Source organism: Streptomyces sp. NPDC001348, assembly GCF_053597535.1.
Genome location: NZ_JBSFIK010000032.1, coordinates 87,955 through 109,388, shown reverse-complemented (window position 1 = coordinate 109,388; position 21,434 = coordinate 87,955). Strand labels below are relative to the sequence as shown.

Here is a 21,434-nt window from a genome sequence, read left to right as displayed (position 1 = left end):
AGTGGGGGAGGAGCTACCAGGGCTTTTCGGCAACGCGGCGAGGTGCGGTGCCAGGCCGCGCGACCCGGGCGGGCATAGTGCAAGGACCCCTAAGCAGCCGAGTCGCTCCCGGGCCGCCGCTGCGCCCTGCTGCGCGGACCCGCGCCGGCGGGCCGGCCCTGGCCGGTGCGGCCGCGACGGCCCCGGGACGGCGAAGACGCGCGGCGGGCGCGTTCCACGACAGGCGCGGTGATGACCACCGGGACCCCGGAGGGCGCCTGGGCGCCCGTGATACGGCTCAGCTCCGCCTCGCCCGAGCGGACCGGGGTGATGTGCGGGGTGATGCCGGCCGCGGCCATCAGCCGGGTCATGCCGCGGCGCTGGGCAGGGGTCACCAGGGTGACGACGCTGCCGGACTCCCCGGCGCGGGCCGTACGGCCGCCGCGGTGCAGGTAGTCCTTGTGGTCGCTGGGCGGATCCACGTTGACGACCAGGTCGAGGCTGTCGACGTGGATGCCGCGGGCCGCGACGTTGGTGGCCACCAGGACGGTGACGTGACCGTCCTTGAACTGCGCCAGGGTCCGGGTGCGCTGCGGCTGGGACCGGCCACCGTGCAGGGCCGCGGCGCGGACACCGCTGTTCAGCAGGTGCTCGGTCAGCCGGTCCACGGCGTGTTTGGTGTCCAGGAACATGATGACCCGGCCGTCCCGGGCCGCGATCTCGGTGGTCGTGCGGTGCTTGTCCGCGTCGCGCACGTGGAGTACGTGGTGCTCCATCGTGGTCACGGCACCGGCCGACGGGTCGACGGAGTGCACGACCGGGTCGGTCAGGTAGCGGCGGACCAGCAGGTCGACGTTGCGGTCCAGGGTGGCCGAGAACAACATCCGCTGGCCCTCGGGGCGCACCTGGTCGAGCAAGGAGGTGACCTGGGGCATGAAGCCCATGTCGGCCATCTGGTCGGCCTCGTCGAGAACCGTGATGCGCACGTCGTCGAGCCGGCAGTCGCCCCGGTCGATGAGGTCCCCCAGCCGACCGGGCGTCGCGACGACCACCTCCGCGCCGGCGCGCAGCGCACCGGCCTGCCTGCCGATGGACATCCCGCCGACGACGGTGGCGAGCCGCAGGCGCACGGAGCGGGCGTAGGGAGCGAGCGCGTCCGTGACCTGCTGGGCCAGCTCACGGGTGGGGACGAGGACCAGGGCCAGTGGCCGGCGCGGCTCGCCGCGCCGGCCCGCCGTACGGGCCAGTACCGCGAGGCCGAAGGCGAGGGTCTTGCCCGACCCGGTGCGGCCGCGACCGAGCACGTCACGGCCGGCCAGGGAGTTCGGCAGGGTCGCCGCCTGGATCGGGAAGGGTACGGTGACGCCCTCCTGACCGAGCGTGGTCAGCAACGGCGCCGGCATGGCGAGATCGGCGAACGACCCGACAGCGGGCAACGCGGGCGTGACCGTCTTCGGAAGCGCGAACTCGCCCCCCGCGGCCGGCCGGTTTCCGTAGCCGTTGGAGCGGCGCGGAACGCCGGAGCGACCCGTTTCCGTGCTTCTTCCGAAGCGGCCGTATGCGTGATCGGTGCGTGCGCGAGTGGTACGTGTGCGGTTCATGCGGAACCTTCCTCGATGCGGGCACGTATCAAGAAATTTCCGCAGCGGAATGAGCGGCGCAGAGAATCACGAGAACGGGCCGAAAACGCCAGGGCGCAATTGCCCCGGGAATAAAGCGAGCCGGGACCCGCACCCCAAGTGCGGGTCCCGGCTGCGAAGTACGCGTCAGCGCCGGTGCGTCAGGCGGGAACGATGTTCTCGGCCGTCGGGCCCTTCTGGCCCTGCGCGATGTCGAACGACACCTTCTGACCTTCCAGCAGCTCGCGGAAGCCCTGGCTGGCGATGTTCGAGTAGTGGGCGAAGACGTCGGCGCCGCCGCCGTCCTGCTCGATGAAGCCGAAGCCCTTTTCGGAGTTGAACCACTTCACAGTGCCAGTAGCCATTATGTTTCTCCTTCGGAGACGGTGTCAGGGATACGCTCTGTGCGTATTCCGTGTCGCCGTGATGATCGGCCGTCGGAAAAACCTTCTGGCAACCACACCCGCAACTGATGACGACAGTAGCATGCCGGTGCCGACCCTGCACGGAAAGTAATTCTCCGCCGCCTTTGACCGCAGGAATATTCATCGTGCGCCGCGTCGATTTCTCACGTGGCGACTACAGATATTTCGTTCCCGGCGGCGCGGACCAGGGCCCTCAGCTGGGAAACATTCCGGCGGTCGCGTTGACCCAGGTGCCGGTGATGGCGGCACCGGCGTCGGAGGCGAGGAACGTCGCCAGCGCGGCGATGTCCGCGATCCGCGGCGAGCGCTTGTTCATCCGCAGACCGTCCAGGTGAGCGCGGACGCCCTGCACGGCGGCCTCGTCCATGCCGGGGGCGCCGGCGGCGGCCGGCTTCTCGGGGGCTGAGGCTGTCGGTGACACCGGCGGTCCGGCCGGCCGCCGCGGCTCCCGACAGGCGCGCTGACGGCCCGCCTGCGAGCAGTACGAAGCCGCCCGCCCGGGCCCGCCACCCCTGTCGACCGGGCCCCCGCAGGCCTGGCATCTCACCGTCATGCCGCCACGCCGGAGTCTCAGCGCACCGGGAAGCCGAAGGAGTGACCCTGCCCCTTGAGCCAGGGCAGGACCCGGCGCAGGGCCTCGACGGTCTGGGAGCGGTCGCCTCCCGCGTCGTGGAAGAGGATCGTCGGCCCGTTGGACAGCTCCCGCTCGACGGTGGCGACGATGGCGTCGGTGCCCGGCCGCTCGAAGTCCTTGCTGTCCACGTTCCAGCCCAGCGGGCGCATGCCCCGGGAGGCGGCCAGCTTGCGGCTGTACGGGGTGAAGGCCCCGCCGGGCGCCCGGTAGTACATCGGCCGTACCCCCCCGGACGCCTTCGTGATCATGCGTTCGGCGTCGAGGATCTCCCGTGACTGGTACGCCTCGGGCTTCTTGTCCATGGTGGTGTCGTGCGACACCGAGTGGTCGCACAGCCGGTGCCCGGCGGCGACCACCTTCTTCACGAGGTCCGGGTGGGCCTGCGCCTGCGTCCCCACCATGCAGAACGTGGCCTTCACCCCGTACTCCCGCAGCACGTCGAGCACTTGAGGCGTCCACGTGGGATCGGGCCCGTCGTCGATGGTGATGTTGACACCGCGCTCGCCCTTGTCCGAGGCGTGCGCGATGGTCACGTCGACCGGCTTGACGCCACTGGCCCGCTTGGCCGACGCGGACGCCTTCGGCGTCGAGCCGCCCACGGAACCGGCCTGCGCGGTCCACACCGAGGCACCGGCGGCGAGCAGCGTCACTCCGAGCGCCGCACCGACCACCTTGCCGTACCAGCCCCGCCTGCCCCCGTGCCGTGCCATGTCCGCCCCGATCCCCGCTGTTCCCCGGTGTCCTTTGATCAGCATGACGAGAATGAACGGCCCTTGGATACGTCCGTTACCGACCGAGGACAATTCCGGGGAAGTTCACGGACAACCCGGCGATCCCCGACCGGTTCGCGCCGGTCGACCCGAGCCGGCCTCACCGGCCCCCTACGCCAGGGAGATCAGTCGGCCAGCCGGTTGATGGCGCCGGCGGCGATGCCTTCCATGTAGCCGGGGTCGTCGCTGGGCTGACCGGAGAGTTCGACGATGCCGACCCTGTGACCGCTGCGGATCACCGCGACACCGCCGGCCGCCTTGCCGTTGCCACTGTAGGCCGGGTACCAAGTGCCCTCGCCGGACCTGACGGTGGTCGCGTGCGCCTTGCCGTAGCGCCAGTGGCCCGCGGGCTCGTCCTGGCAGCCGCGCACCAGCTTGTTGAGCTGCGCCTCGTACGACGCCGCCGAAGCGCCGGTGGAGCCGTCGGCGACGGACTCGGTCAGCGAGATGTCCTTGGTGTCGAAGGCCCAGGCCACGTCGGCATAGGCGACGGCCTTCCCCTTGGTCAGGGTGCGCATCGTCTCCTCGCCGGAGCACGCCGAGAGAGCTCGTTTCCCGGACAGACCCACGGTCGCGCTGACCGGGATCAGGCCCTGCTGGAAGAAGTCCTCACTCTGCGTCACGCTGGCGGAGCCGAGGCCGGGCTCGGCAACGGCGGCGGTGCGCGCCGTTGCCGACTGGTTCGGTGTGGTGGTGCCCGCGCCGGCGGCAGCGGGATGCGTGCCGATGACGATCGCGATCAGGGCGGCGCCGGCGGAGGCAACTGCTCCTGCGGTACGACCGCGACGCGAGATCCTCTGGCCGGCTGCTTGGTGGTCGAACATCTCATCTCCTGTCTGGTGGCGACGCGGTGCGCGTCGTCGTACACCTGGGAGATGCCGCGGGTCCGTGAGATGTTGGATGGAAATCCGTGCGATCGATGTGATCCAGCTCACTTCTCCTTGGGTGGGCTCGGACGGTCTCAGAGCCGCGTCACGGCCGCCCGGACGATCCGCGTCATCGCGGCCGTGCCCAGGCAGGTGTTGACCTCCAGGACGCCGTAGTGAGTGCCGTTGCGGAGGACGGCGATGCCTCCACACGGCTCCTTGCCCCGTGGCGCGGTCCCTGCGCTGTTCAGATCGCCGTCGTACATCCCCATCCAACTCGCGGTGATGTCCGCGGCGACGTCGATCCTGTGCGTCGGCCCGTAGACCCAGTGGGTGGCCACTTCGCTCTGGCACGGCACTTCCTCCAGCAGCAGCCGCTCGGCGTAGTTCCGGGCCAGTGCCCGGCTTCCGGCATCGTCGGCGACTTCGCGTGCGATCTCGGAGCCGGTGTTCGTCGCCGAGGCGGGGTCCTTGCCCGGGTCCTTGCGCGTCACCAGGTCGCGAAAGTGCGCGTCGTACGATCCCAGGCTCTGGCCGAGTGTCTTCTCGCCGGTGCAGACCGCGTTGGCGTAGTTGCCGTCTCCGACACGATCCCGCGCGTAGATGCGCTGGGAGACTCCGGCCTTCCTGAACTCGGCGCCCGTCACCAAGTGCCGGTTCGTCATGGGGCCGCTCGCGGGCTCCGGTGCCGGAGAGTGGGCACCCGGAGAGGGCGTCGCGGCGTCTGTCGTCAGCGACGGGCCGGCCGGAGCGGAACGAGCGGGCAGGACGAACCGGCCCGTCAGCAGGCCGAGTCCGATCGCTGCCGTCAGGATGACGAGGATCGTCCGGGTCCGCACGTCAGCACCTCCCGGCTCTCGGTCGGCCGACGCGGGTCCACCGCGGAGAACCGGTACGCGTCAGCAGCCACTGCCGAGGCGGTCCCGCATGAAGCGACGAGCCTGATGGATACGGTCCTTGACCGTCCCCAGGGGAGCGTCGGTGATCTCAGCGACCTGGACATAGGTCAGGTCTCCCAGATCGCGCAGCACGAAGGACTCCACCAGGGCCGGATGCCGCTCCTCGAGCGCGGCCAGCGAGTCCATCAGGTCCAGGCGGGTCCCCGCGATGACGCTCGTCGTCCGGGGGTCGGCACCCTCGGGAAGGACCGCGTGACTGTCCTCCGCGCGACGGCGCATCGAGCGATAGGTGGACCTGGCGGCGTTCGAGGCGATCACTGTCACCCACCCGAGGAACGAGCCCCGCCCGCTGTACTCGTGCAGATGGGTGCTGATGGACAGCAGAGCGTCCTGCGCGGCCTCTTCGGCGTCGGCGTGGTGCGGAAGGAACCTGGAGCAACGGCGCATGACCAGGGGGCGAAGCCTGACCAGAAGGCGGTCCAGCGACGCCCGGTCACCCGCCTGGGCAGACGTCACGAGTCGTATCAGCTCATTCTCTTCGAGCATCCTGCTGTCCCCCCGTTCACCTATGACCTTGGACTCCGCCCGGCCGTCCCGCGGTTCCCGGCCCGATCGCCTCGGGGCAGAATGCTGCCGCATGCGGAAGCTGGGTCGTTACCTCCTCGAGGACAGGCTGGGAGCCGGTTCGTTCGCGACCGTCTGGAGAGCCTACGATCCCGAACTCGACACGGATGTCGCGGTCAAGGTACTGGCCGACAACTGGGCGTCGAACGCCGATGTGCGCCAACGGTTCCTCGCCGAGGCGAGGCTGCTCCGGAGGATCTCCAGCCCCCGTGTCGTACGCGTCCACGACGTGGGTGTCCAGGACGACCGCCCCTACTTCGTCATGGACTACGTCCGAGGCGGCACGCTGGCCGAGAAGGTCGGGCACTGCCGGCCCGCGGAGGCGCTCCGTCTGGCAGCCGAGGCCGGGTACGCCGTCCAGGTGCTCCACGACGCAGGCGTCGTCCACCGTGACGTCAAGCCGTCGAACCTCCTGCTCGACACCGGCCGCACGCACCCTGCCGTACTCGTCGCGGACCTCGGCAGCGCGAAGCACCTGGCCGACGCGTCGGGGCTGACCGTGACCACCGGCACTCCCGCCTACATGGCGCCCGAACAGGCCTTCCAGACCGGCGGGTTCGACGGCCGCGCCGACGTGTACGCCCTCGGTCACCTACGAGCTGCTGACCGGTCGCAAGCCGTTCGGCTCGGGCGGCCGTACGACCCTCGCGACGGGCCAGGCACCGCCGTCATCGTCGCCGACGCTTCCCAAGGAGCTGGGGGTTCCGCACGGCATCGACACTCTTCTCCGTGCCGCGCTGTCCGTGGAACCCGAGAACCGCCCGCGAACCGCGCAGGCGTTCGCGGACGCGCTGCTGTCCCAAGGGGAAGAGGAGCGGGCGCCGGCCACGCCCTCAAGGCCGACACCCCTTGTGGTCTGGCTAGCGGCGCTTGTCGTGTTCCTGGTGACAACGGTGCTGACCTGGCTGGCCCGCTGAACGAGGATGGCGACCGATCGCCGCACGGGAGTGCCCCGCGCGACTCCGGGGTCGATCACTGGCAGGGCGTTGTCAGTGCCTGCGTCCCGGAGAAGGCGGGCGCCGCCCCCTGGCCTGGCTCATCGCCCAGCACGCCGACCGGCAGCTCGACGTTCAGCGTCGTGCCCTCCAGCTGATGCAGGGGGCGGTGTCGACAGGGTCGGCCAGCCCCCGCGAGCTGGCCTTCCTGCGCGACCGCACGCTGGTCAATGAGGGCCGTAAGCAGGTCTACGGCACTCAGATCGCCGGTGTGAAGGACGGGGCACCGGTTCCGTGGCCCTGTGAAGAGCCCGAGCGCATGGACGAACTCCGTGCGGAAGTCGGCATCGAGCCCTTCGACGAGTACGTCGCCAAGTTCTCGATGGCCTGACGCCCCGTTCCCAGCCGCATCCGGTGGACCACTGCCCAGGCTCACTGTCGCGGACATGATCCGCCGGACAGGCCCTGGCTCTCAGCTTGGGCAGCTGCGGGCATTTGGGGCTGGTTCCGGGCTGGATTGCTTTCACCGTGATTCCCCGCTGTTCCCCGCTCGATCTGGTGCGGTTGTGGTGCGGTCCGGTCGGCAATTGGGAATCAGCCCAGAGGCCTGTGCAAAAACCTCAAAGGTGCTGCTTCGCTGAGCCAACGAGTCGGCTGATGTCGTCACGGGTCCGTGCTCTCAGCTCGTCCAGCTCAGCCCTGGCATCTGCCTTGGGTAGCTCCGTGATGTTCGCCAGCACGTCTTCCGCGGTCCGACTCAGCCTCCCGTCATCCGTCAGCATCTGGACCCGAAATAGGGCCTCCTGGGCGCTGGAGCGCAAGTCGTAGGCGCGGATACGCACCGCGTCGGGGTCCTCCGGTGGCGGCTGCTCATGTTCACAGAACCACAGATGGACCAGACAGCGGCGATAGTTGACCAACGCGCCGGCGTAGGCCGAGTAGGCATCGAGTCGCTCCTGCCGGAGTTTCTCGCGGCGGGTGAACTGATGGCTTCTGTCGGTGGTGCGCTGCTGAAACGCCAGAGTGATCCCCGACCCAAGCAAGGTTCCAAGAACGGCTATGGCGCTGGCGACGATGGACTCCACGCCTCAAGCTGATCACGCTTCGCCGTCGCCGGTGGGCTGCTGGCCCAACTTCGCTGCCAAGTTTGACAGCGGCCAGTCGGAATTCCCCACGGACGGCCAGTTCCCGATTCACGGACGGTAGTCAGTGATGATGACGGAAAGTCGCCAGCCCGTCCTGCGGCGCGTGCGTAGTGTCACGGCATGTCACATGAGAGTCGCACCATCGTCCAGACGGCGTGGGAGGCGTTCGCCAGCCACGACGCCGATCAGATCGCCGCGGTCTTCACCGAGGACGCTGAGTGGCTGGCTCCGCCGGGGAACGCCACGGCGATCGCGCTGGACGCCCCGAGCCACATGATCGGCAAGGAAGCGATCACACGCTTCCTTGCCGAGGACTTCCCCCGGTTGTTTGTGCGCGACGTCGCGGTCACGTTTCACGGACTCCACGCCGATGGCAAGCGGGTGATCGTGGAGGAAACCATGACGGCGATTCTGGCCAATGGCAACCACTACGCCAACGACTACTGCTTGGTCTTCGAGCTCCGGGACGGCCTCATCCACCGGGTCCGCGAGTATATGGACACCGCCCGCGGGCACCGCATGATCTTCGGGGAGGGGTCCACACCAGCACGCACTCCAACCACCGGCAAACCGCAACTCTGAGTGACCACGTGTGGCCAGATACCTCTCGCCCTTGCCCGGCGCCGGCTGCCGCGCCGCCTCCAGCCTCGCGCCGGTGGCCTTCCTGCCGCACCCGGTCCCGGGCCTCGGTGACGTCGTCGACGGGCTTGCGGCATTCCGCTCGCGTGGCGTCTTCCCGGCCCTCGATGCAGCTGCTGCTGACGGCCGACGGCAGCGAGATGGACGCCGACTCGCACAGCTGGGTGCCGCTGGAGGACCGCAACCCGTCCCTGCGGGGGGGAGGCATCGACCCAGGGCGGTCGGTCCGTTGCCCGACCCACTCGCCTCCGCTTCGGCCGGGACCGGGACCTGCACGTTTTCACCTGTCCTGCCGATCCCGGGCACCCGCCCCAATGGGTGCTCTCTCAGGAGGCTGCAGAGTGACGGACTTGGTGAGCGAGTCAGTCGCGCCAGGCTTCCGTTGCACGACGCGCGCAAAACCCTGTCCCTGGTCCTCGCCGACATCTTCCACGGCAGCCGTTCGCTGTCGTTCCCGGACTCCGGCAACAACCACTCCTGCTGCTGTGGCCGCGTAGGTTCGCCCGCCGGATGTGGCGACCTTGTGGGCGAACAGGTTGTCCAGGATCACTTAGAGGGGTGCGCCGTCGGGCCGGGCGGCGCGGATCGTCTTCAGCGCGACCAACGTGTTTCAACGGTGGCGAATGCGTCGAGGCCGCCGGGCCCCCACGTCTTGCGCGGTTGGCTGAGACGGAAAACGCCCCCTGCAAGGAGCCGACGCCTACTACCGGATCAGATCCAGGTCACTTGGCGAACGTACACGCATTCATGCCTGGGAACGACGAGGTAGACGAAGAATCCGCTGTCGACATGCGCGATATCTCCCTTCGGACCCAGCCCTTCGTACTGTGTTCCGTCGAGGTAGAAGGCCGCAGCAGCCCGCACCAGTTCGTCAGCTTTTTTCTCGACCTCGGCGACGAACGCCGGCGGTGCTCCGCCGATGACGTACGCCTCGCTGGGGTCGTACTCCCACGTCCACGTCACTCGGATACCGCCTGCGTCGCCATGTCCTCGACGGCACGCAGCTCGTCCATGGCGGATCGGAATGCGGGGTCGTCCTTGTTGGTCGTTCCGTGGAGCGTGGCGAGTGCACGGCTACGGCGTGCGGAGAGATCGGGCCGACGCTCGATCTCCACCTGAGCGGCCCAGTGGGTCAGCCAGTGCTGGAGGTGCCCGATCTTGCTGGTCCGAATGGCGGCGGCCAGCGCTTCCTCCTTGTGCTTTTCCATCTCGTCCAGGCGGTGAGGGGCGATCCGGGCGAGCGCCACGCGGACGGCGTCGGGGGTACGTTCGGGGCGCGGTAGCAGCTCCGTGCCGTGATCCGGCTGTGTGCTCACGATGTCCTCCAAAGGGTGCCCCGGCCAGCATATCCAGCCGGGGCGTACGAATCAGACGTAGTCGTCCGGGTCCTCCTCGCGGCGGATCACCCGCCGGGCGGCCTTGCGGGCGCTGTGGAAGTCGCCCAGCTTCGCAGGCAGGACGCTGCGTGACAGCGCCTTCCCATTCGTTCCCATGCAAGCCAGAAAGCCCCTCGGAGACGACTCCGAGGGGGCCTTCTGATTTGCCGGGGAGCCGCCTGGCCACGCTGGCCGTGCCGGACCGCCTAGGAGCGCTGGCGTCTGGCGAGGTCACGCCCGTCTGGAGGCCGGGACGTCCGGCGTCCCGCCTGCCTAGCGGCCGCAGCACCCGGAACCGACGCGCGGTGAGCCGGGCCCCCCAATGTCACTCGTAGATGTCACTTCAGGGGGAGTGGACAAGGTGAGCGGGCCGGGAAACCACGTTGGGCAACCACGGGGCCTCACTTCCGTCGGGCGCAGTCGTAGAGGGTGAAGGTGCCGTCGGTGCGCAGGCCGTAGGCGGTGGGGCGGACGCGGGTGCAGTGGGATTTCACCCAGGTGGTGGCGGGGGTGGTGGGGCGCTGGGTGGTGAGCAGCGCGTAGCGCAGCTGGTGGGCGGTGACGAGGCTGCCGAGGCGCTGGGCGGTCGGGAAGGGGGTGCTGCCGGTGAAGCCGCCCATGACGAGGATGGGTTCCGACCTCGCGCGCAGCAGGGGTTCGGCGGTGTAGGCGGCCTGGGTGGCGAGCAGGTACTTCTCGCCGTGGCGGTGCTTGGTGAGGTAGTCGAGCAGGGCGGTGTCGCGGGTGCTGGGCTGACCGAGCCCCTTTCGCCGCGGAGCGTGACGGGGGTGCTCGTTGTACGACTTGCCGACCGGACCGGCCATCGGAGAGGTGGTGGCGCCCGCGTAGAGCGGGTCGAGGCCGGAGAAGGCCCAGCCGGCCGGTACGGCCAGGGTGGCCGCGATCCCGGCGGCGAGGGCGGTGTGGATCATCCGCGGGGAGGTGCGCGGCCCGCGGCTCCACAGGCCCACCACGCCGCACAGCGCGAGCATCACGGCGACCGGCAGCAGCCAGGAGACGAAACGGGTCGGCCAGTCGAGCACCAGCGCCCACGCCGCCGTCAGCGCGATGGCCGCGGGCAGCACGAGGTGGCGCCGGTCGGCCGCTCCGTCCTCGGCCTTCCGCTCCGGCTCGTGCTCCGCCTCCGGCCCCGGCGCGTGCCCGGCCTCCCACGGCGGCCCGTACGTCGCCCCCTGGTCCGGTCCGTACGTCGGCTGCCACTGCGGCCCGTACGCCGTCGCCTGCTCAGCCTCCTGCTCCGGCGGGTGCTCCGTCGCCTGCTCCGCCTCCGGTGCGTACTTCGCCTCGTAGTCCGCGCGGAAGAGCGCGAGGCCGCCGCCGGCCAGTGCGGCGATCGCCGGGGCGATGACGGCCGTGTAGTAGGCGTGGTTGCCGTTGGAGATGCTGAACACCACGGCGTGCACGGCCAGCCAGCCACCCCACAGCAGAAATCCCGCGCGGGTCAGGTCCGTTCGCGGTCGACCCGCGCGCCGGGCGACCCCCAGGGCCGCGGCGAGCACGGCGAGCGGCAGCAACCAGGCGACCTGCGGGCCGACCGTGTGGTTGATCAGCATGTCCCAGCCGGTGTTGCCGGTGGTGCGGCTGGCGGCGGTGCCCGCGACGGCGCCGAACGCGGTGGGATCGCTGGTGAAGCGGCTCAGGCCGTTGTAGCCGAAGACCAGGGCGAACGGATTGTTGTCGGACGTTCCGTCGAGGTACGGGCGGCTCGCGGCCGGTGTCGCCCAGGCGATGAACATCCAGGAGCAGGACACCGCCAGCGCGACCGCCCCGCCCACCAGGACGCGTACGGCCCGGTGCAACGGCCTGCCCGGCGCCACGAGTTGGTACACGACGGCGAAGACCGGCAGTACCAGCCACGCCTGCAGCATCTTCGCCTGGAAGGCGAGCCCCACCCAGATCCCGCAGGTGATCAGCGGCAGCAGCCGCTCGGTGCGCACCGCCTTCTGCAGTGCCCCGGCGGCCGCCACCAGCAGCAGGGTGAGCGCGGTGTCCGGGATGGTGGCACGGTTGAGCGCCACGGTGACCGGGGTGAGGGTGAGCGCCAGCGCGGCGATCAGCGCGGCGAACGGCCCGGCCCAGGCCCGGACGATCCGGTGCAACAGCCATACGGTGAGCACGCCCTCGACGACCTGCGGAAGCGCTGCCGCCCAGGTGTGCGGGCCGAAGAGCCAGACGGAGACGGCGTCGGGCCAGAAGGCGCCGGGCAGCTTGTCGATGCTGATCGAGCCGGCGGTGTCGAGTCCGCCGAAGAAGAACGCGCGCCAGCTGCCGGCCATCGACCGTATCGCCGCACCGTAGAAGGGGTGGAGCGCGGCGTGCCCGATGCCCCAGGAGTACAGCACCGTGGCGAGGGCCAGCACCGCGGCGAGCGCCGGGCGCTCCCAGCGCGGGGCGTCCTCGGGCCGGTCGGAGCGGTTCGCCGGCGGGCGGCCTTCCTGCGCTCCGATGGGCTGGGCGTCGGGGATGGCGGTCATGGCAGTGGTCCTCGGATCAGCAGGTCAGGTGAGGCGGCGGGGCGCACGCGGCGTCAGTCACGGTTGGCGACGTCACACGCGGCTTCAGCCACGGGCGCGACATCACACGCGGCTTCGGTCACAGGCGGCGGGCCGCCCGGAAGCCGCGGGCGTAGAAGTCGGTGCCGTCCAGCAGCGCGTGACCCGACAGGTCGCCCAGGGTCGGGCCGTTGGCGGCGGAGCGGCTGGAGTAGAAGCGGTGCCGGCCCTGGTCGTCGAGGCCCATGTACATGCCGACGTGGTCGATGAAGTCCGGCTTGTCCTTGATGATGGCGAAGAAGACCAGATCGCCGGGTTGCAGGACGTCCAGGTCGGTGGCCTGCTTCGTACCGGTGTGGGGGATCACGGTGCGGCCGGGACCGTAGGCGGCGATGGCGTAGGCGCGGCGCGGCAGACCGACGCCCTTGGTGTTGGTGTTGTGCATGGGGATGCCCATGCGGTAGCCCCACACCAGACGCTGGAAGCCGGAGCAGTCGACGCAGCCGTAGCGGGCCTGCTCCGGCTGCACGCGCGTGCCGTCCGGGAAGGTCCAGCCGATGCCCAGGTAGTCGTAGAAGTCCGACTGCTCGTCGTAGTAGGCGAAGTCCAGCGGGTTCTTGACCGCGGAGTTGCGCGGGCCGAAGTGCGCGGTGCCCGCGTAGCGCACGCCCTTGGCGTTGTGTTTGTCGGGCGCCCCGGCGCTGCTGTACTGGAACGCCACCGCGAAGACGTCCGGGCTGCTGTCGCCGAGCGCCTTCTTGAACCAGCTCTTGAACCAGGCGGACTTCTCCGTGCCCCGCTGCCACGCGTGCGGCAGCACCCGCACCCAGGCGTCCGTGGTCACCTTGGCCTCGGTGGTCCGCGGCTCCCTGAAGGTGCGGCTGGAGCCGGTGAGTACGGCCGTACGCGCGCCGTCGGTGAAAGTGGCGAGCGTGCCGCCGTCGGCGGCGCGGACCACGGTGCGGTCGGGGCCGGACAGCCGCTCGAAGGTGTGGGGACCGGCCGCCCGGGCGCTCGGGTCGGATCCCGTGCCGCCGGCCGCCGTACCGCCGGAGTCGTCGCTGCCGTGCCCGTAGCGGTCCCAGGCGTACCCGCCCGCCGCCCCGGCGGCCGCCACGCCCGCGATCGTTCCGAGCACGGCGCGGCGGGTAGGGCCGCTCCGCCTGCCGTCATGTGCGGAGTGCATGACCGATCCTCCTTGAACTGTGAGGTGAGCGGGTGGTGAGCGGGTCAGCCGGTGGGCAGGACACCGATCAGCAGGCCGGAGACCAGCACCACGTACGTGGCCAGGGTCACCGCGGTGGTCGAGATGACCGTGGCCGCCATCGGCTGGCGGGCCATCTGGTAGGAGACCAGGCCGGGAACGATGAAGCCAAGGGTCTGTGACGTGTACAGCAACGGAAACTCGTGGCTGAGGGCGAGCATCACGGTGGTCTGCATCAGCACCGCGCACAGCACGACGGCGGCGAACAGCCGCTTGCCGTAGAGAATCACCGTGCGCTGCACCAGCTTCGTCAGGAAATACGTTCCGGCGGCCACGGCGACCATCAGCCCGGCCATCCGCACGTCGGTGACGAGTGTGAGGGCGATCCAGCCCGGGGTGATCATTCCTCCGGGCGAGAGGTTGGTGGTCAGATAGCAGACGAGCGAGAAGACCAGCCCGAGGGCGATCCCGAGCGCGGCGGTCTGTGCGTTGAGATTGGCGGGGATCACGGGTTCCTCGTGAACTGGGACGGGTCGTAGGACTGGTGCGGGGCGTCCGCGGGGCTCTGGTCGTCGGGCCGGCCCTGGCGTTCGGCGGCCCGGCGGGCGAGGTCGCGCTGCTCCGGGATGCGGATGGCTTGCGTCGGTGAATCCAGTGGTGCCACCCAGCTGTACGGCTCCGGCTCGGGCGGCCGGGCCACGGAGACCCGCTGGCGGGGCAGGGCGATCTGCATGGTCTCCTGGTCCAGGCCGTCGCCGTCGGGAACGATGTCGAACGGGTCCTCGGACTCGTCCACCGGCAGCTCGGCCAGGCACTCCAGGAACAGCTCGCCCTGGCCGTGGATGTTGCCGATCGCCACCAGCGAGGAGTCGGGGCCGAGTTCCGCGAGGATCGCCGCGGTCAGCTCCTCGGGGTCCCGGCGGTCGCCGCCGAGATCCACCACCCGGCCGGTGAAGCCGTCCGGGATCGCGTCGCGGGCGCTCTTGGTCGGGTGGCCGATCAGGAACACCGTCTCGGCGGCGAGGTCGGGGACGATCGCGCCCATCTGGCCGTTGCGCTCCACCCGGTCCGGGCGGCAGTTGATCACGACGCCGATCGGCCGCCGGATCGCACCCAGGTCCTCCAGCTGCTTGACGTTCATCAGCGTCGACTCGGGGTCGTTGGCCGCGAAGACGTTGGCGAACCGCAGCCGCTTGCCGTCGGGGGTGACGTAGCGCTCCACGGACAGCACACCCGGGTCGGGCGGCGCGTCCCACATGCCCTGCATCGCGGTCTGCCGGTCGATGCCGAGCAGTTCGGCGACGGCGAGCGCGATCGCCACGTTCTCCTTGAAGGTGAACCAGCTGAAGCCGCGCAGTTCGGCGTCGGTCACCGACTCCGGATCGACCGCGATCAGCCGGCAGTTCCGCTTGTCGGCCTCCTCCTGGAGGATGTGCAGCCGGTCCTTCTCCGCCGTCACACATATCCCGCCGACCGGCATCGAGCGGGAGAGCGAGCGGGCGACGTCGTCCAGCGTGGGCCCCATCTCCTCCAGATGGTCCTCGCGGACGTTGCACAGCACGCCGATCGTGGAACGGATCAGCTTCTCCTGGTTGATCTCCTGCAGCGCGGGCATCACCGCCATGCACTCGATCACCAGCGCGTCCGGCCGGTAGGTCGCCGCCCGCCGCACGATGCCGATCTGCTCGACGATGTTGGAGATGCCGAACTTGCGGTAGATGGGTTCCTCGGTGGCGTCCGGGTGGATGAACCGGGCCGCGGTGCCGGTGGTCTTGGACACCGTGACCAGGCCGCCGCCGCGCAGCGCGCCCGCGCACAGCCGGGTGATCGAACTCTTGCCGCGGATACCGTTGACCAGTACCCGCGTGGGTATCTGCTCCAGCGAGGCGAAGTGCCGCCGCTGCTCCAGGATTCCGGCGATCCACAGGCCGGAGCAGCACAGCAGGACGATGACATAGAGGAAGAGCACGCCGATTACGTCCTTCTACCGCTGGAGGGTGTTCTCGCGCAGGGACCGGGAGGGCCCGGCGGAGTGGCCGGACCTGGCCGCCCGGTCGCGTTCCGCCAGGGACTGGCGCACCAGTTCCAGGCTGCGGGTGACCGAGCCGATCTCGTCGTGGTTGACCGGGTGCAGCACGGTGCGGCGGTCTCCGCCGGCGAGCCGCTCGACGAGCACGGCGACCGCGCGCAGCGGCCGGATCACCACGACGTGCAGCCAGCCCAGGCCGGCCGCGCCCACGGCGAGGCCCAGGATGCCGGCGAGCATGGTGCGCTGCTCGGCCTGCACGGCGGGGATCTGCAGGGCCGCCGCGGGTTCCGCGGTCACCACGTGCCAGCCGAGCCGGGCGGTCGGGCCGCTCTGCGCCAGCGGCGCGGCGGCGTCGACCGACGGGCCGGAGGACGTGGTGTGCACCGCCGAGGTCGCGGTGCCCGTGGTCCCCGGGGCGCCCTGGGTGGCGCGGGCGAGACGGGTCAGGCCGGACTCGGGCAGCGACTGGAAGGCGAGGTAGCCCACGCTCGCCGCCAGCACCTTGTCGTGGGCGTCCGTGACCCAGACGCTGCCCAGCTTCGGCCTGGGCAGGATGGAGTTGAGCGCCTTCACGTCGATCTCGCCGAACAGGACCACCCCGGCCGCAGGGGCCTTGCCCTTGGCGGCGCGGACCTGGGCGTAGGCGGCGATCGCCGGGATCCGGCCCGAAGTGTTGACGGTGGTGATCCCGCCGCCGTGGGGCACGTGGACGAGGGTGCGCAGCGGTGTGCCGCCCACCCGCAGCGTGATGCCGCCCTTGCGGTCCAGGAGGTACAGCGAGCGGTACTGCTTGTGGTCGGCGAGGGCCTGTCGCAGCACCTCGGTCTGGGCGGCCCGGCTCCGGCCCGGCAGGCTCGAGGCCGCGTCGCTCAGGTCGGTGTACGACTGGTCGAGGGACTGCCGGATCCGGTGCGTCGCGATCTCGGTGCGCGTCTGCTGGTCGGCGAGGACCGCGGCCGGGACGGCGGTCGCGGTGTCCGCCCGGTTCAGCATGAAGATCATCGGAACCGACCAGCAGGCGACGACCGCCAGGCAGACCACGGCCAGCGCCCGGTAGCCCGGCCCGCGGCGGGCCGGGAACTCCTCGGGGCCGCTCTCGCCGAGCAGTTGCCCGCGCAGTGAGTCCAGGGCCCGCCCGATCCGGGCCAGTTCTCCGAAGCCGTGCACCGGTACCGGCCGGGACAGCTCCTCCGCCGCGGTCGGCCCGCTTCCGGTCGCGCCCCGGGCCAGGCGGGCGGCGGACAGGTACAGCCGCAGCAGTGGCTGCTGCACGGAGAAGTACAGCGCCAGCCCCAGCAGCAGTGCGACCACGGCCAGCGCCCCGGCGGCCTCGAGCGCGAAGCGCGAGTAGTCGGCGGCGGTGGTCGTGACGGGGACCGCGCGGGAGGTGAGGACGACCAGACCGAGGTCGTCGGTGTCGCCCGGACCCGTCGCCGAGGCGACCTGGGACCAGCCGGCCACGGTGCGCCGGCTGCCGGTGGCGTCGACCGGCAGGTTGCCCGAGGCGTCGGTGTCACCGCTCGCCCCCTTCGCCGCGCGGGCCGCCGCCGCGGGCAGACCGTTGCGGGGGGCGGACGCGGACGCCTTGCCGTGGACCGCGGTCGCGAGCACCGTGCCGTTCGCGTCCAGCACCTGGGCGGTGCGTCCGTCGCCGTACGCCGCGACGGCGGGGAGGGCCTCGGAGACCACCAGCAGCCACTGCCGGTCGGCCCCGGTCCGGGCCTGGTACTGGTCCTGGTCGGGGTCGTCCTGCTGCGCGGGCAGCGTGACCCTGGCGAAGTACAGCAGTTCCCGCGTGCCGCCCGACGTCACCAGCCGGGGCCGGATCTGCCCGTGCCCGGCCGCCGTCCTGACGACGTCCACCCCGGCCAGCGGCACGGTCTTCCCGCCGGTCGCCAGCAGCTTGCCGGTGTGCGCGTCGAGCAGCGCACGGCCGAGGAACGCCTTCCTGGCGGAGGTCAGCGCCTTGAGCGTGGTCGTGGGGGTCGATGCGCTCGTCGCCGGGTACGCGCGGGCCTTGCGCCGGATCGTGCCCGCCTCGGCTTCGATCGCGGTGCGCGTCGCCGCCGCGGTGTCCGCGGCGATCCGCTGCTCGCCGTTGAGTACGGCCTGCGGGATGCCCGCGGAGTGGACGCCCGCGAGACCGATCACGGTCAGGGTGGCGACCACCAGCAGGAGTACGACGAGTGCGGCTATCGGCGGGCGCACACCGCCAAGCATCGGCATATCGGCGCGGCGGCGGGTTCGGTGCCGGCGCGGCGCCCGGGGTGCGGAGGACAGGGGAACGGATCCTTCCTCAACTGGCGCCGAGCGCCCAAATGTTCGACAAGACGAACATTCTAGCCTCCGGCGCTCGCAAAACCATCACACTTTCGCCCCATGTGTCGTACGTGACAACGGGGCTCTGCACGGCGGCGACCCATGCAGCCCGCCCCGCCACGTGCCGAAGGGCGGACCCGCGAGCGGGTCCGGCCCTTCGGACGTCCGGTCGGCCCGTCCCGTCACGGGACGAAGGAGATCTCCGGGTACTTGCTGCTCGGCCCGTCGAGCAGGGTGCTGTGCTTCTTGCGCAGCGTCTGGTCGAAGAACGCGGCGAGGTAGTCGCGCTGGACCTTCACCGCCCGGTTCGGGTCGATCGTGCCGTACTGCTGCTGGATCTGGGTCTGGGAGATCCCGAGCAGGCGCGCCCACTGCGGCACCAGGTACTCGTTGTCGCTGAACGACAGGTGCGCCGCGCCCTTGAGCTTGATGTCGACCTTGTAACCCTTCAGATGCGGCCACAGCGTCCGCCACGACGAGTCGTTGTTGCGGTTGTGGTTGCCGGAACTGAAGAGCATGAAGGGGCGGTTCAGGTCCTTGGTCGGCGCCGTCCCGAAGAACTGGCCGTCCAGGTTGGCACCGGACTTGATCCGCGTGTCGAGCTGCATGGCGGTGTCGACCGCGGCGCCGCCCAGCGACCAGCCGAACATCCCGATACGGGAGGTGTCCACCGACTTCGTCAGCCCGGAGGGGAGCGTCGCCTTGCCCGCGTCCGGGTTGCCGCCACCGGCGATCTTGACGAGCCCGTTGATGACGAACTTGATGTCGGCCGCGCGCACCTTGAGCGTGTCGGAGGAGTGGGTGCCCGCCGGCATCCGGTTGAGCTCGAGCCGGTTGGCGGGGAACTGCACCTCGTTGGCGTCGTGGGTGTGGTCCACGATGACGACGAGGTAGCCGCGGCTGGCGAGGTCCTGGGCGAGCGCGGTGCCCATCGCGCGGTCCGAGTGCAGCCCGGTCGAGTACAGCAGGACGGGCAGCTTGCCGAGCGAGGTCTTCACCGGGGCGAGGACGTGGCCCGCGGTCTTCGGCAGGGTCACCTGCTGCGGCGACAGTCCGCGCGTGCCGAGGAAGTGCGCGCCGGAGATCGACGGCATCCACGGTGCCTGGTAGTGCCCGGACGTGGCGGTGGCCGGGTAGAAGAGCGACACCATCAGCTCGCGCTTGCCGCCCACGTACGGATCCGTACGGGACGAGTCGACGAGGTGCAGGCCGACCATGCCCACCTCGTTGGGCCCGGTCGGCGCGGGCATGGTGAGCTGCTGGGCGGCCCCGGCCGTGCGGGGCGACGCGAGCGCCGTGGCCTTGCGGTGCAGCGGCAGCTCGTCGTTCTCGGGCGCCCAGGGCGTCTTCGGGTCGGCCTGGCCGGCCGTGGCCCCGGTGGCCGCGGGCTTGGCGGACGGCTTCCCGGCGGCCAGCGCCGGTGTCATCCCCACACCCAGGGCGAGGGCCAGCACACCCGCCGAACCGACCGCTCTGGCGATCATTCTGCGACGGTGGCGCGGGCGGCGTTGTCTCATGAAACCCCCTTGTTGGTCAGCGATCGTAGAACTCGCGATCGACTGCCGCATACCGTACAGCCGCGGCGCCGGACGGATTCGCGCACCCCGGATTCCGCTGTGGCGACCGCGCGTTCGGCGCCCTGACCGCCGGGGCGGGTCCTGGTGCCGGGCGCCCCTGGACCGGCGCGGGTCGGCGAAGGCGCACACCGGGTCGGCGAAGACCGTCGCGGCGGGCGGTCATCTGGTTGAACATGAGGTGTGCGATTCGATTCCGTTCCCATGCCGGCGACCGTCGAGGCCAGGCCCCGGGACAGCCGTGGCTATCCCGTGCCCGCCATCACCCCGTGGGAGGGCGACGAGCCCCGGTTCGCGCTCACCGACTACGGGCGCAGCGCCGAGTGCGCGCGACGGCGTCTGTGTTCCGTGTGCGACACCCTCATCCCCAGGGGCCCGGTGTGGCGGGTGGTCGGCGCCGCGGAGAGTTCCGCGATCCGTGCGGCGCTCGCCGCCGGGCGGCCGTACCGGAACATGGCGGCGACCCTGGAGGCCCCGGGGCACCGCGCGTGCATGCTCTACGCCTCGATGGTCTGCCCGTACCTGGCTCGCCCCAACGCGCGGCGCGGGCTGACGGCCGAGAACCCGGACGACATGACCGCACATGTCGTCCGGGGCGCCGTCCGTGGCGAGCTGGGTGCCGTGGTGGGTTTCGGCGACTACGAGTTCGCCGTCACCTCGACCCAGGTCCTGTTCCGTTTTCTCGACGTGGTCGAGTACCTGCCGCATGACACGGCCGACCAGCACCTGCCGGAGCTCCGGGCCGAACTCGCCCGTTCCGGCGGCGGGCCGGGCGGTGGTCAGCCGCGGTAGGCGGGCAGACCGGTGTGCTGGGAGACCTTGACGGGCCGGCCGAAGCCGTGGGCGGTCTTCGTGAGGGTGTACGTACCGGTGGGGGCGCGGAAGGCGATCGTCTTTCCGTTCGGCGACCAGGCGGGCTCGGTGAAGTCGGTGGTGGCGCCGGGGGTGACGTCCTTGACGACGTTGTGGGGGCCGCCGAACTCCTCGACGAAGAGGTGGTCGTGCCCGTGGACCGAGCGGACGAAGACGACCTCCTCGTTGTCGGGGGAGAGGGCGGGCTCGGACCCCTTGGTCAGCGGGCCGCCCTGCTGCCGCAGGTAGTCGTCGCGGATGTAGACCTCGCCGGTGCGGGTGTTCTCGTAGACGGCCGAGCCGTAGTCGCCGCCGACGTTCGGCCAGGTGTTGTCGGTCTGGGGGACGTTGCCGTCTCCCGGGTCGCCGTTCAGGCTGATCCTGGCCGGCCTGCCGTGGTCGCTGGTGGCCCTGATGCCCTCCAGGACGGTGTGGCCGTGGATCCTGGCCGAGAAGATGAGGTTGTTCTTCGCGGGGATCCGGTTCGCCCGGTCGGCGGTGGTCACCTGCCAGGTGGGGTGGGACCAGGTCTGCCCGCCCGGGTTGGCGGCGACGGTGACGCGGTGGCTGCCGTCGGGGTCGGAGACGACGAGGTCGCCGTGCCCGTCGACGAAGGCGGCCTTGCTGCCGCCGGGGTTCCAGGCCAGGTCGCGGACGGCGGTGCCGAAGTCGATCGACCTGCCGTTGACCACGACGTGCCGGGTGCCGTCGCTGAGGGTGAGTCCCCTGGGCACGGTGAGCGTGTGGCCGGACGCGGCCGCGGCGACCATCGCGGGGCTGCCCTTGGCGTCGCGGCCGGAGGACGGAGCGGCCAGTGCGGTGGCGGGGGCGCCGCACAGGGTGAGCAGTGCGGCGGCACCCGCGGTGACGACGGCCGCGGTGCTCCGGCGGTAACGAGCGGACATCAGGTTCCCCCAGTGATGTGGATGACTCGGCGATGAGGCTGTCGCGGGAACCGCCCGCCGTCCCCGGGACCTGAACCGGTCCGCTCGGCCTGCCGCCCTTCGCGATGAGGGGAGTCTTCCCACAGCG

At 70.7% G+C, this 21,434-nt stretch carries 21 protein-coding genes and 1 pseudogene; 4 read left to right on the top strand and 18 right to left on the bottom strand.

Annotated features, from left to right (window positions below; all coding sequences use genetic code 11):
- Positions 1 to 89: 89 nt before the first annotated feature.
- The 7 genes from ACWC21_RS28955 to ACWC21_RS28925 form a co-directional block, all read right to left on the bottom strand.
- A complete protein-coding gene (locus tag ACWC21_RS28955; RefSeq protein WP_450885934.1) occupies positions 90 to 1,580 on the bottom strand; it encodes a DEAD/DEAH box helicase in 1,491 nt (496 codons plus the stop codon).
- 179 nt (positions 1,581 to 1,759) lie between these two features.
- Complete coding sequence (locus ACWC21_RS28950; RefSeq protein WP_450885932.1) at positions 1,760 to 1,963, bottom strand: cold-shock protein; 204 nt, start codon at positions 1,961 to 1,963, stop codon at positions 1,760 to 1,762.
- 253 nt (positions 1,964 to 2,216) lie between these two features.
- Entirely contained in the window at positions 2,217 to 2,444 is a 228-nt protein-coding gene (locus ACWC21_RS28945) for a hypothetical protein (protein ID WP_450885930.1), read from the bottom strand.
- 149 nt (positions 2,445 to 2,593) lie between these two features.
- On the bottom strand, positions 2,594 to 3,367 hold the full coding sequence (locus tag ACWC21_RS28940; protein WP_450885929.1) for a polysaccharide deacetylase family protein: 774 nt from the start codon (positions 3,365 to 3,367) through the stop codon (positions 2,594 to 2,596).
- A 185-nt stretch (positions 3,368 to 3,552) separates the two neighbouring features.
- Positions 3,553 to 4,251, bottom strand: a complete 699-nt coding sequence (locus ACWC21_RS28935; protein ID WP_450885927.1) for a hypothetical protein — start codon at positions 4,249 to 4,251, stop codon at positions 3,553 to 3,555.
- A gap of 137 nt (positions 4,252 to 4,388) precedes the next feature.
- Positions 4,389 to 5,132, bottom strand: coding sequence for a hypothetical protein (locus ACWC21_RS28930; RefSeq protein ID WP_450885925.1), 744 nt, complete (start codon positions 5,130 to 5,132; stop codon positions 4,389 to 4,391).
- A gap of 60 nt (positions 5,133 to 5,192) precedes the next feature.
- Positions 5,193 to 5,708 (bottom strand): RNA polymerase sigma factor, encoded by a 516-nt coding sequence (locus ACWC21_RS28925; RefSeq protein ID WP_450885924.1) that lies wholly within the window; start codon positions 5,706 to 5,708, stop codon positions 5,193 to 5,195.
- Between ACWC21_RS28925 and ACWC21_RS28920 the strand changes: the two genes are divergently transcribed.
- Positions 5,638 to 6,909 carry a serine/threonine-protein kinase gene (locus ACWC21_RS28920; protein WP_450885922.1) on the top strand — a complete coding sequence of 424 codons (1,272 nt, stop codon included), beginning with the start codon at positions 5,638 to 5,640 and terminating at the stop codon, positions 6,907 to 6,909. The genes ACWC21_RS28925 and ACWC21_RS28920 overlap by 71 nt on opposite strands.
- A pseudogene (locus ACWC21_RS28915) lies at positions 6,843 to 7,142 on the top strand (DUF6624 domain-containing protein); the annotation flags it as partial. The gene ACWC21_RS28920 and the pseudogene ACWC21_RS28915, both read left to right, overlap by 67 nt.
- A gap of 229 nt (positions 7,143 to 7,371) precedes the next feature.
- Here the strand turns inward: ACWC21_RS28915 and ACWC21_RS28910 are convergent.
- On the bottom strand, positions 7,372 to 7,836 hold the full coding sequence (locus ACWC21_RS28910; RefSeq protein ID WP_450885921.1) for a hypothetical protein: 465 nt from the start codon (positions 7,834 to 7,836) through the stop codon (positions 7,372 to 7,374).
- A gap of 180 nt (positions 7,837 to 8,016) precedes the next feature.
- Here ACWC21_RS28910 and ACWC21_RS28905 point away from each other — a divergent pair, with 180 nt between their 5' ends.
- Entirely contained in the window at positions 8,017 to 8,478 is a 462-nt protein-coding gene (locus tag ACWC21_RS28905) for a nuclear transport factor 2 family protein (protein WP_450885919.1), read from the top strand.
- A gap of 768 nt (positions 8,479 to 9,246) precedes the next feature.
- On the opposite strand, the gene ACWC21_RS28900 is transcribed toward ACWC21_RS28905, so the two are convergent.
- The 9 genes from ACWC21_RS28900 to ACWC21_RS28860 form a co-directional block, all read right to left on the bottom strand.
- Positions 9,247 to 9,498 (bottom strand): hypothetical protein, encoded by a 252-nt coding sequence (locus ACWC21_RS28900; protein WP_450885918.1) that lies wholly within the window; start codon positions 9,496 to 9,498, stop codon positions 9,247 to 9,249.
- A complete protein-coding gene (locus tag ACWC21_RS28895) occupies positions 9,495 to 9,851 on the bottom strand; it encodes a hypothetical protein (RefSeq protein ID WP_450885916.1) in 357 nt (118 codons plus the stop codon). Before ACWC21_RS28895 ends, ACWC21_RS28900 begins: the two co-directional genes overlap by 4 nt.
- A 51-nt stretch (positions 9,852 to 9,902) precedes the next feature.
- Complete coding sequence (locus tag ACWC21_RS28890) at positions 9,903 to 10,028, bottom strand: hypothetical protein (protein WP_450885914.1); 126 nt, start codon at positions 10,026 to 10,028, stop codon at positions 9,903 to 9,905.
- 284 nt (positions 10,029 to 10,312) lie between these two features.
- Positions 10,313 to 12,406 carry a glycosyltransferase family 39 protein gene (locus tag ACWC21_RS28885; RefSeq protein ID WP_450885912.1) on the bottom strand — a complete coding sequence of 698 codons (2,094 nt, stop codon included), beginning with the start codon at positions 12,404 to 12,406 and terminating at the stop codon, positions 10,313 to 10,315.
- 118 nt (positions 12,407 to 12,524) lie between these two features.
- A complete protein-coding gene (locus ACWC21_RS28880) occupies positions 12,525 to 13,610 on the bottom strand; it encodes an NlpC/P60 family protein (RefSeq protein WP_450885911.1) in 1,086 nt (361 codons plus the stop codon).
- A gap of 44 nt (positions 13,611 to 13,654) precedes the next feature.
- Positions 13,655 to 14,137 carry a poly-gamma-glutamate biosynthesis protein PgsC/CapC gene (locus tag ACWC21_RS28875; RefSeq protein WP_450885909.1) on the bottom strand — a complete coding sequence of 161 codons (483 nt, stop codon included), beginning with the start codon at positions 14,135 to 14,137 and terminating at the stop codon, positions 13,655 to 13,657.
- On the bottom strand, positions 14,134 to 15,597 hold the full coding sequence (gene pgsB / locus ACWC21_RS28870) for a poly-gamma-glutamate synthase PgsB (RefSeq protein WP_450885908.1): 1,464 nt from the start codon (positions 15,595 to 15,597) through the stop codon (positions 14,134 to 14,136). The genes ACWC21_RS28875 and pgsB overlap by 4 nt, the downstream gene beginning before the upstream one ends.
- A 15-nt stretch (positions 15,598 to 15,612) precedes the next feature.
- Positions 15,613 to 17,865 (bottom strand): HAMP domain-containing protein, encoded by a 2,253-nt coding sequence (locus ACWC21_RS28865; protein ID WP_450885906.1) that lies wholly within the window; start codon positions 17,863 to 17,865, stop codon positions 15,613 to 15,615.
- A gap of 293 nt (positions 17,866 to 18,158) precedes the next feature.
- Complete coding sequence (locus tag ACWC21_RS28860) at positions 18,159 to 19,460, bottom strand: alpha/beta hydrolase family protein (RefSeq protein WP_450885904.1); 1,302 nt, start codon at positions 19,458 to 19,460, stop codon at positions 18,159 to 18,161.
- A gap of 294 nt (positions 19,461 to 19,754) precedes the next feature.
- Between ACWC21_RS28860 and ACWC21_RS28855 the strand changes: the two genes are divergently transcribed.
- Positions 19,755 to 20,342, top strand: a complete 588-nt coding sequence (locus ACWC21_RS28855) for a hypothetical protein (protein ID WP_450885902.1) — start codon at positions 19,755 to 19,757, stop codon at positions 20,340 to 20,342.
- Here the strand turns inward: ACWC21_RS28855 and ACWC21_RS28850 are convergent.
- On the bottom strand, positions 20,330 to 21,307 hold the full coding sequence (locus ACWC21_RS28850; RefSeq protein ID WP_450885901.1) for a TolB family protein: 978 nt from the start codon (positions 21,305 to 21,307) through the stop codon (positions 20,330 to 20,332). The genes ACWC21_RS28855 and ACWC21_RS28850 overlap by 13 nt on opposite strands.
- Positions 21,308 to 21,434 lie beyond the last annotated feature (127 nt).

Excerpts from the sequence above, each read along its gene's own strand:
- ACWC21_RS28955 (WP_450885934.1), bottom strand. The coding sequence starts at position 1,580 with ATGAACCGCACACGTACCACTCGCGCACGCACCGATCACGCATACGGC.
- ACWC21_RS28950 (WP_450885932.1), bottom strand. The coding sequence starts at position 1,963 with ATGGCTACTGGCACTGTGAAGTGGTTCAACTCCGAAAAGGGCTTCGGC.
- ACWC21_RS28940 (WP_450885929.1), bottom strand. The coding sequence starts at position 3,367 with ATGGCACGGCACGGGGGCAGGCGGGGCTGGTACGGCAAGGTGGTCGGT.
- ACWC21_RS28935 (WP_450885927.1), bottom strand. The coding sequence starts at position 4,251 with ATGTTCGACCACCAAGCAGCCGGCCAGAGGATCTCGCGTCGCGGTCGT.
- ACWC21_RS28920 (WP_450885922.1), top strand. The coding sequence starts at position 5,638 with ATGACCAGGGGGCGAAGCCTGACCAGAAGGCGGTCCAGCGACGCCCGG.
- ACWC21_RS28905 (WP_450885919.1), top strand. The coding sequence starts at position 8,017 with ATGTCACATGAGAGTCGCACCATCGTCCAGACGGCGTGGGAGGCGTTC.
- ACWC21_RS28890 (WP_450885914.1), bottom strand. The coding sequence starts at position 10,028 with ATGGGAACGAATGGGAAGGCGCTGTCACGCAGCGTCCTGCCTGCGAAG.
- ACWC21_RS28885 (WP_450885912.1), bottom strand. The coding sequence starts at position 12,406 with ATGACCGCCATCCCCGACGCCCAGCCCATCGGAGCGCAGGAAGGCCGC.
- ACWC21_RS28880 (WP_450885911.1), bottom strand. The coding sequence starts at position 13,610 with ATGCACTCCGCACATGACGGCAGGCGGAGCGGCCCTACCCGCCGCGCC.
- ACWC21_RS28860 (WP_450885904.1), bottom strand. The coding sequence starts at position 19,460 with ATGATCGCCAGAGCGGTCGGTTCGGCGGGTGTGCTGGCCCTCGCCCTG.
- ACWC21_RS28855 (WP_450885902.1), top strand. The coding sequence starts at position 19,755 with ATGCCGGCGACCGTCGAGGCCAGGCCCCGGGACAGCCGTGGCTATCCC.
- ACWC21_RS28850 (WP_450885901.1), bottom strand. The coding sequence starts at position 21,307 with ATGTCCGCTCGTTACCGCCGGAGCACCGCGGCCGTCGTCACCGCGGGT.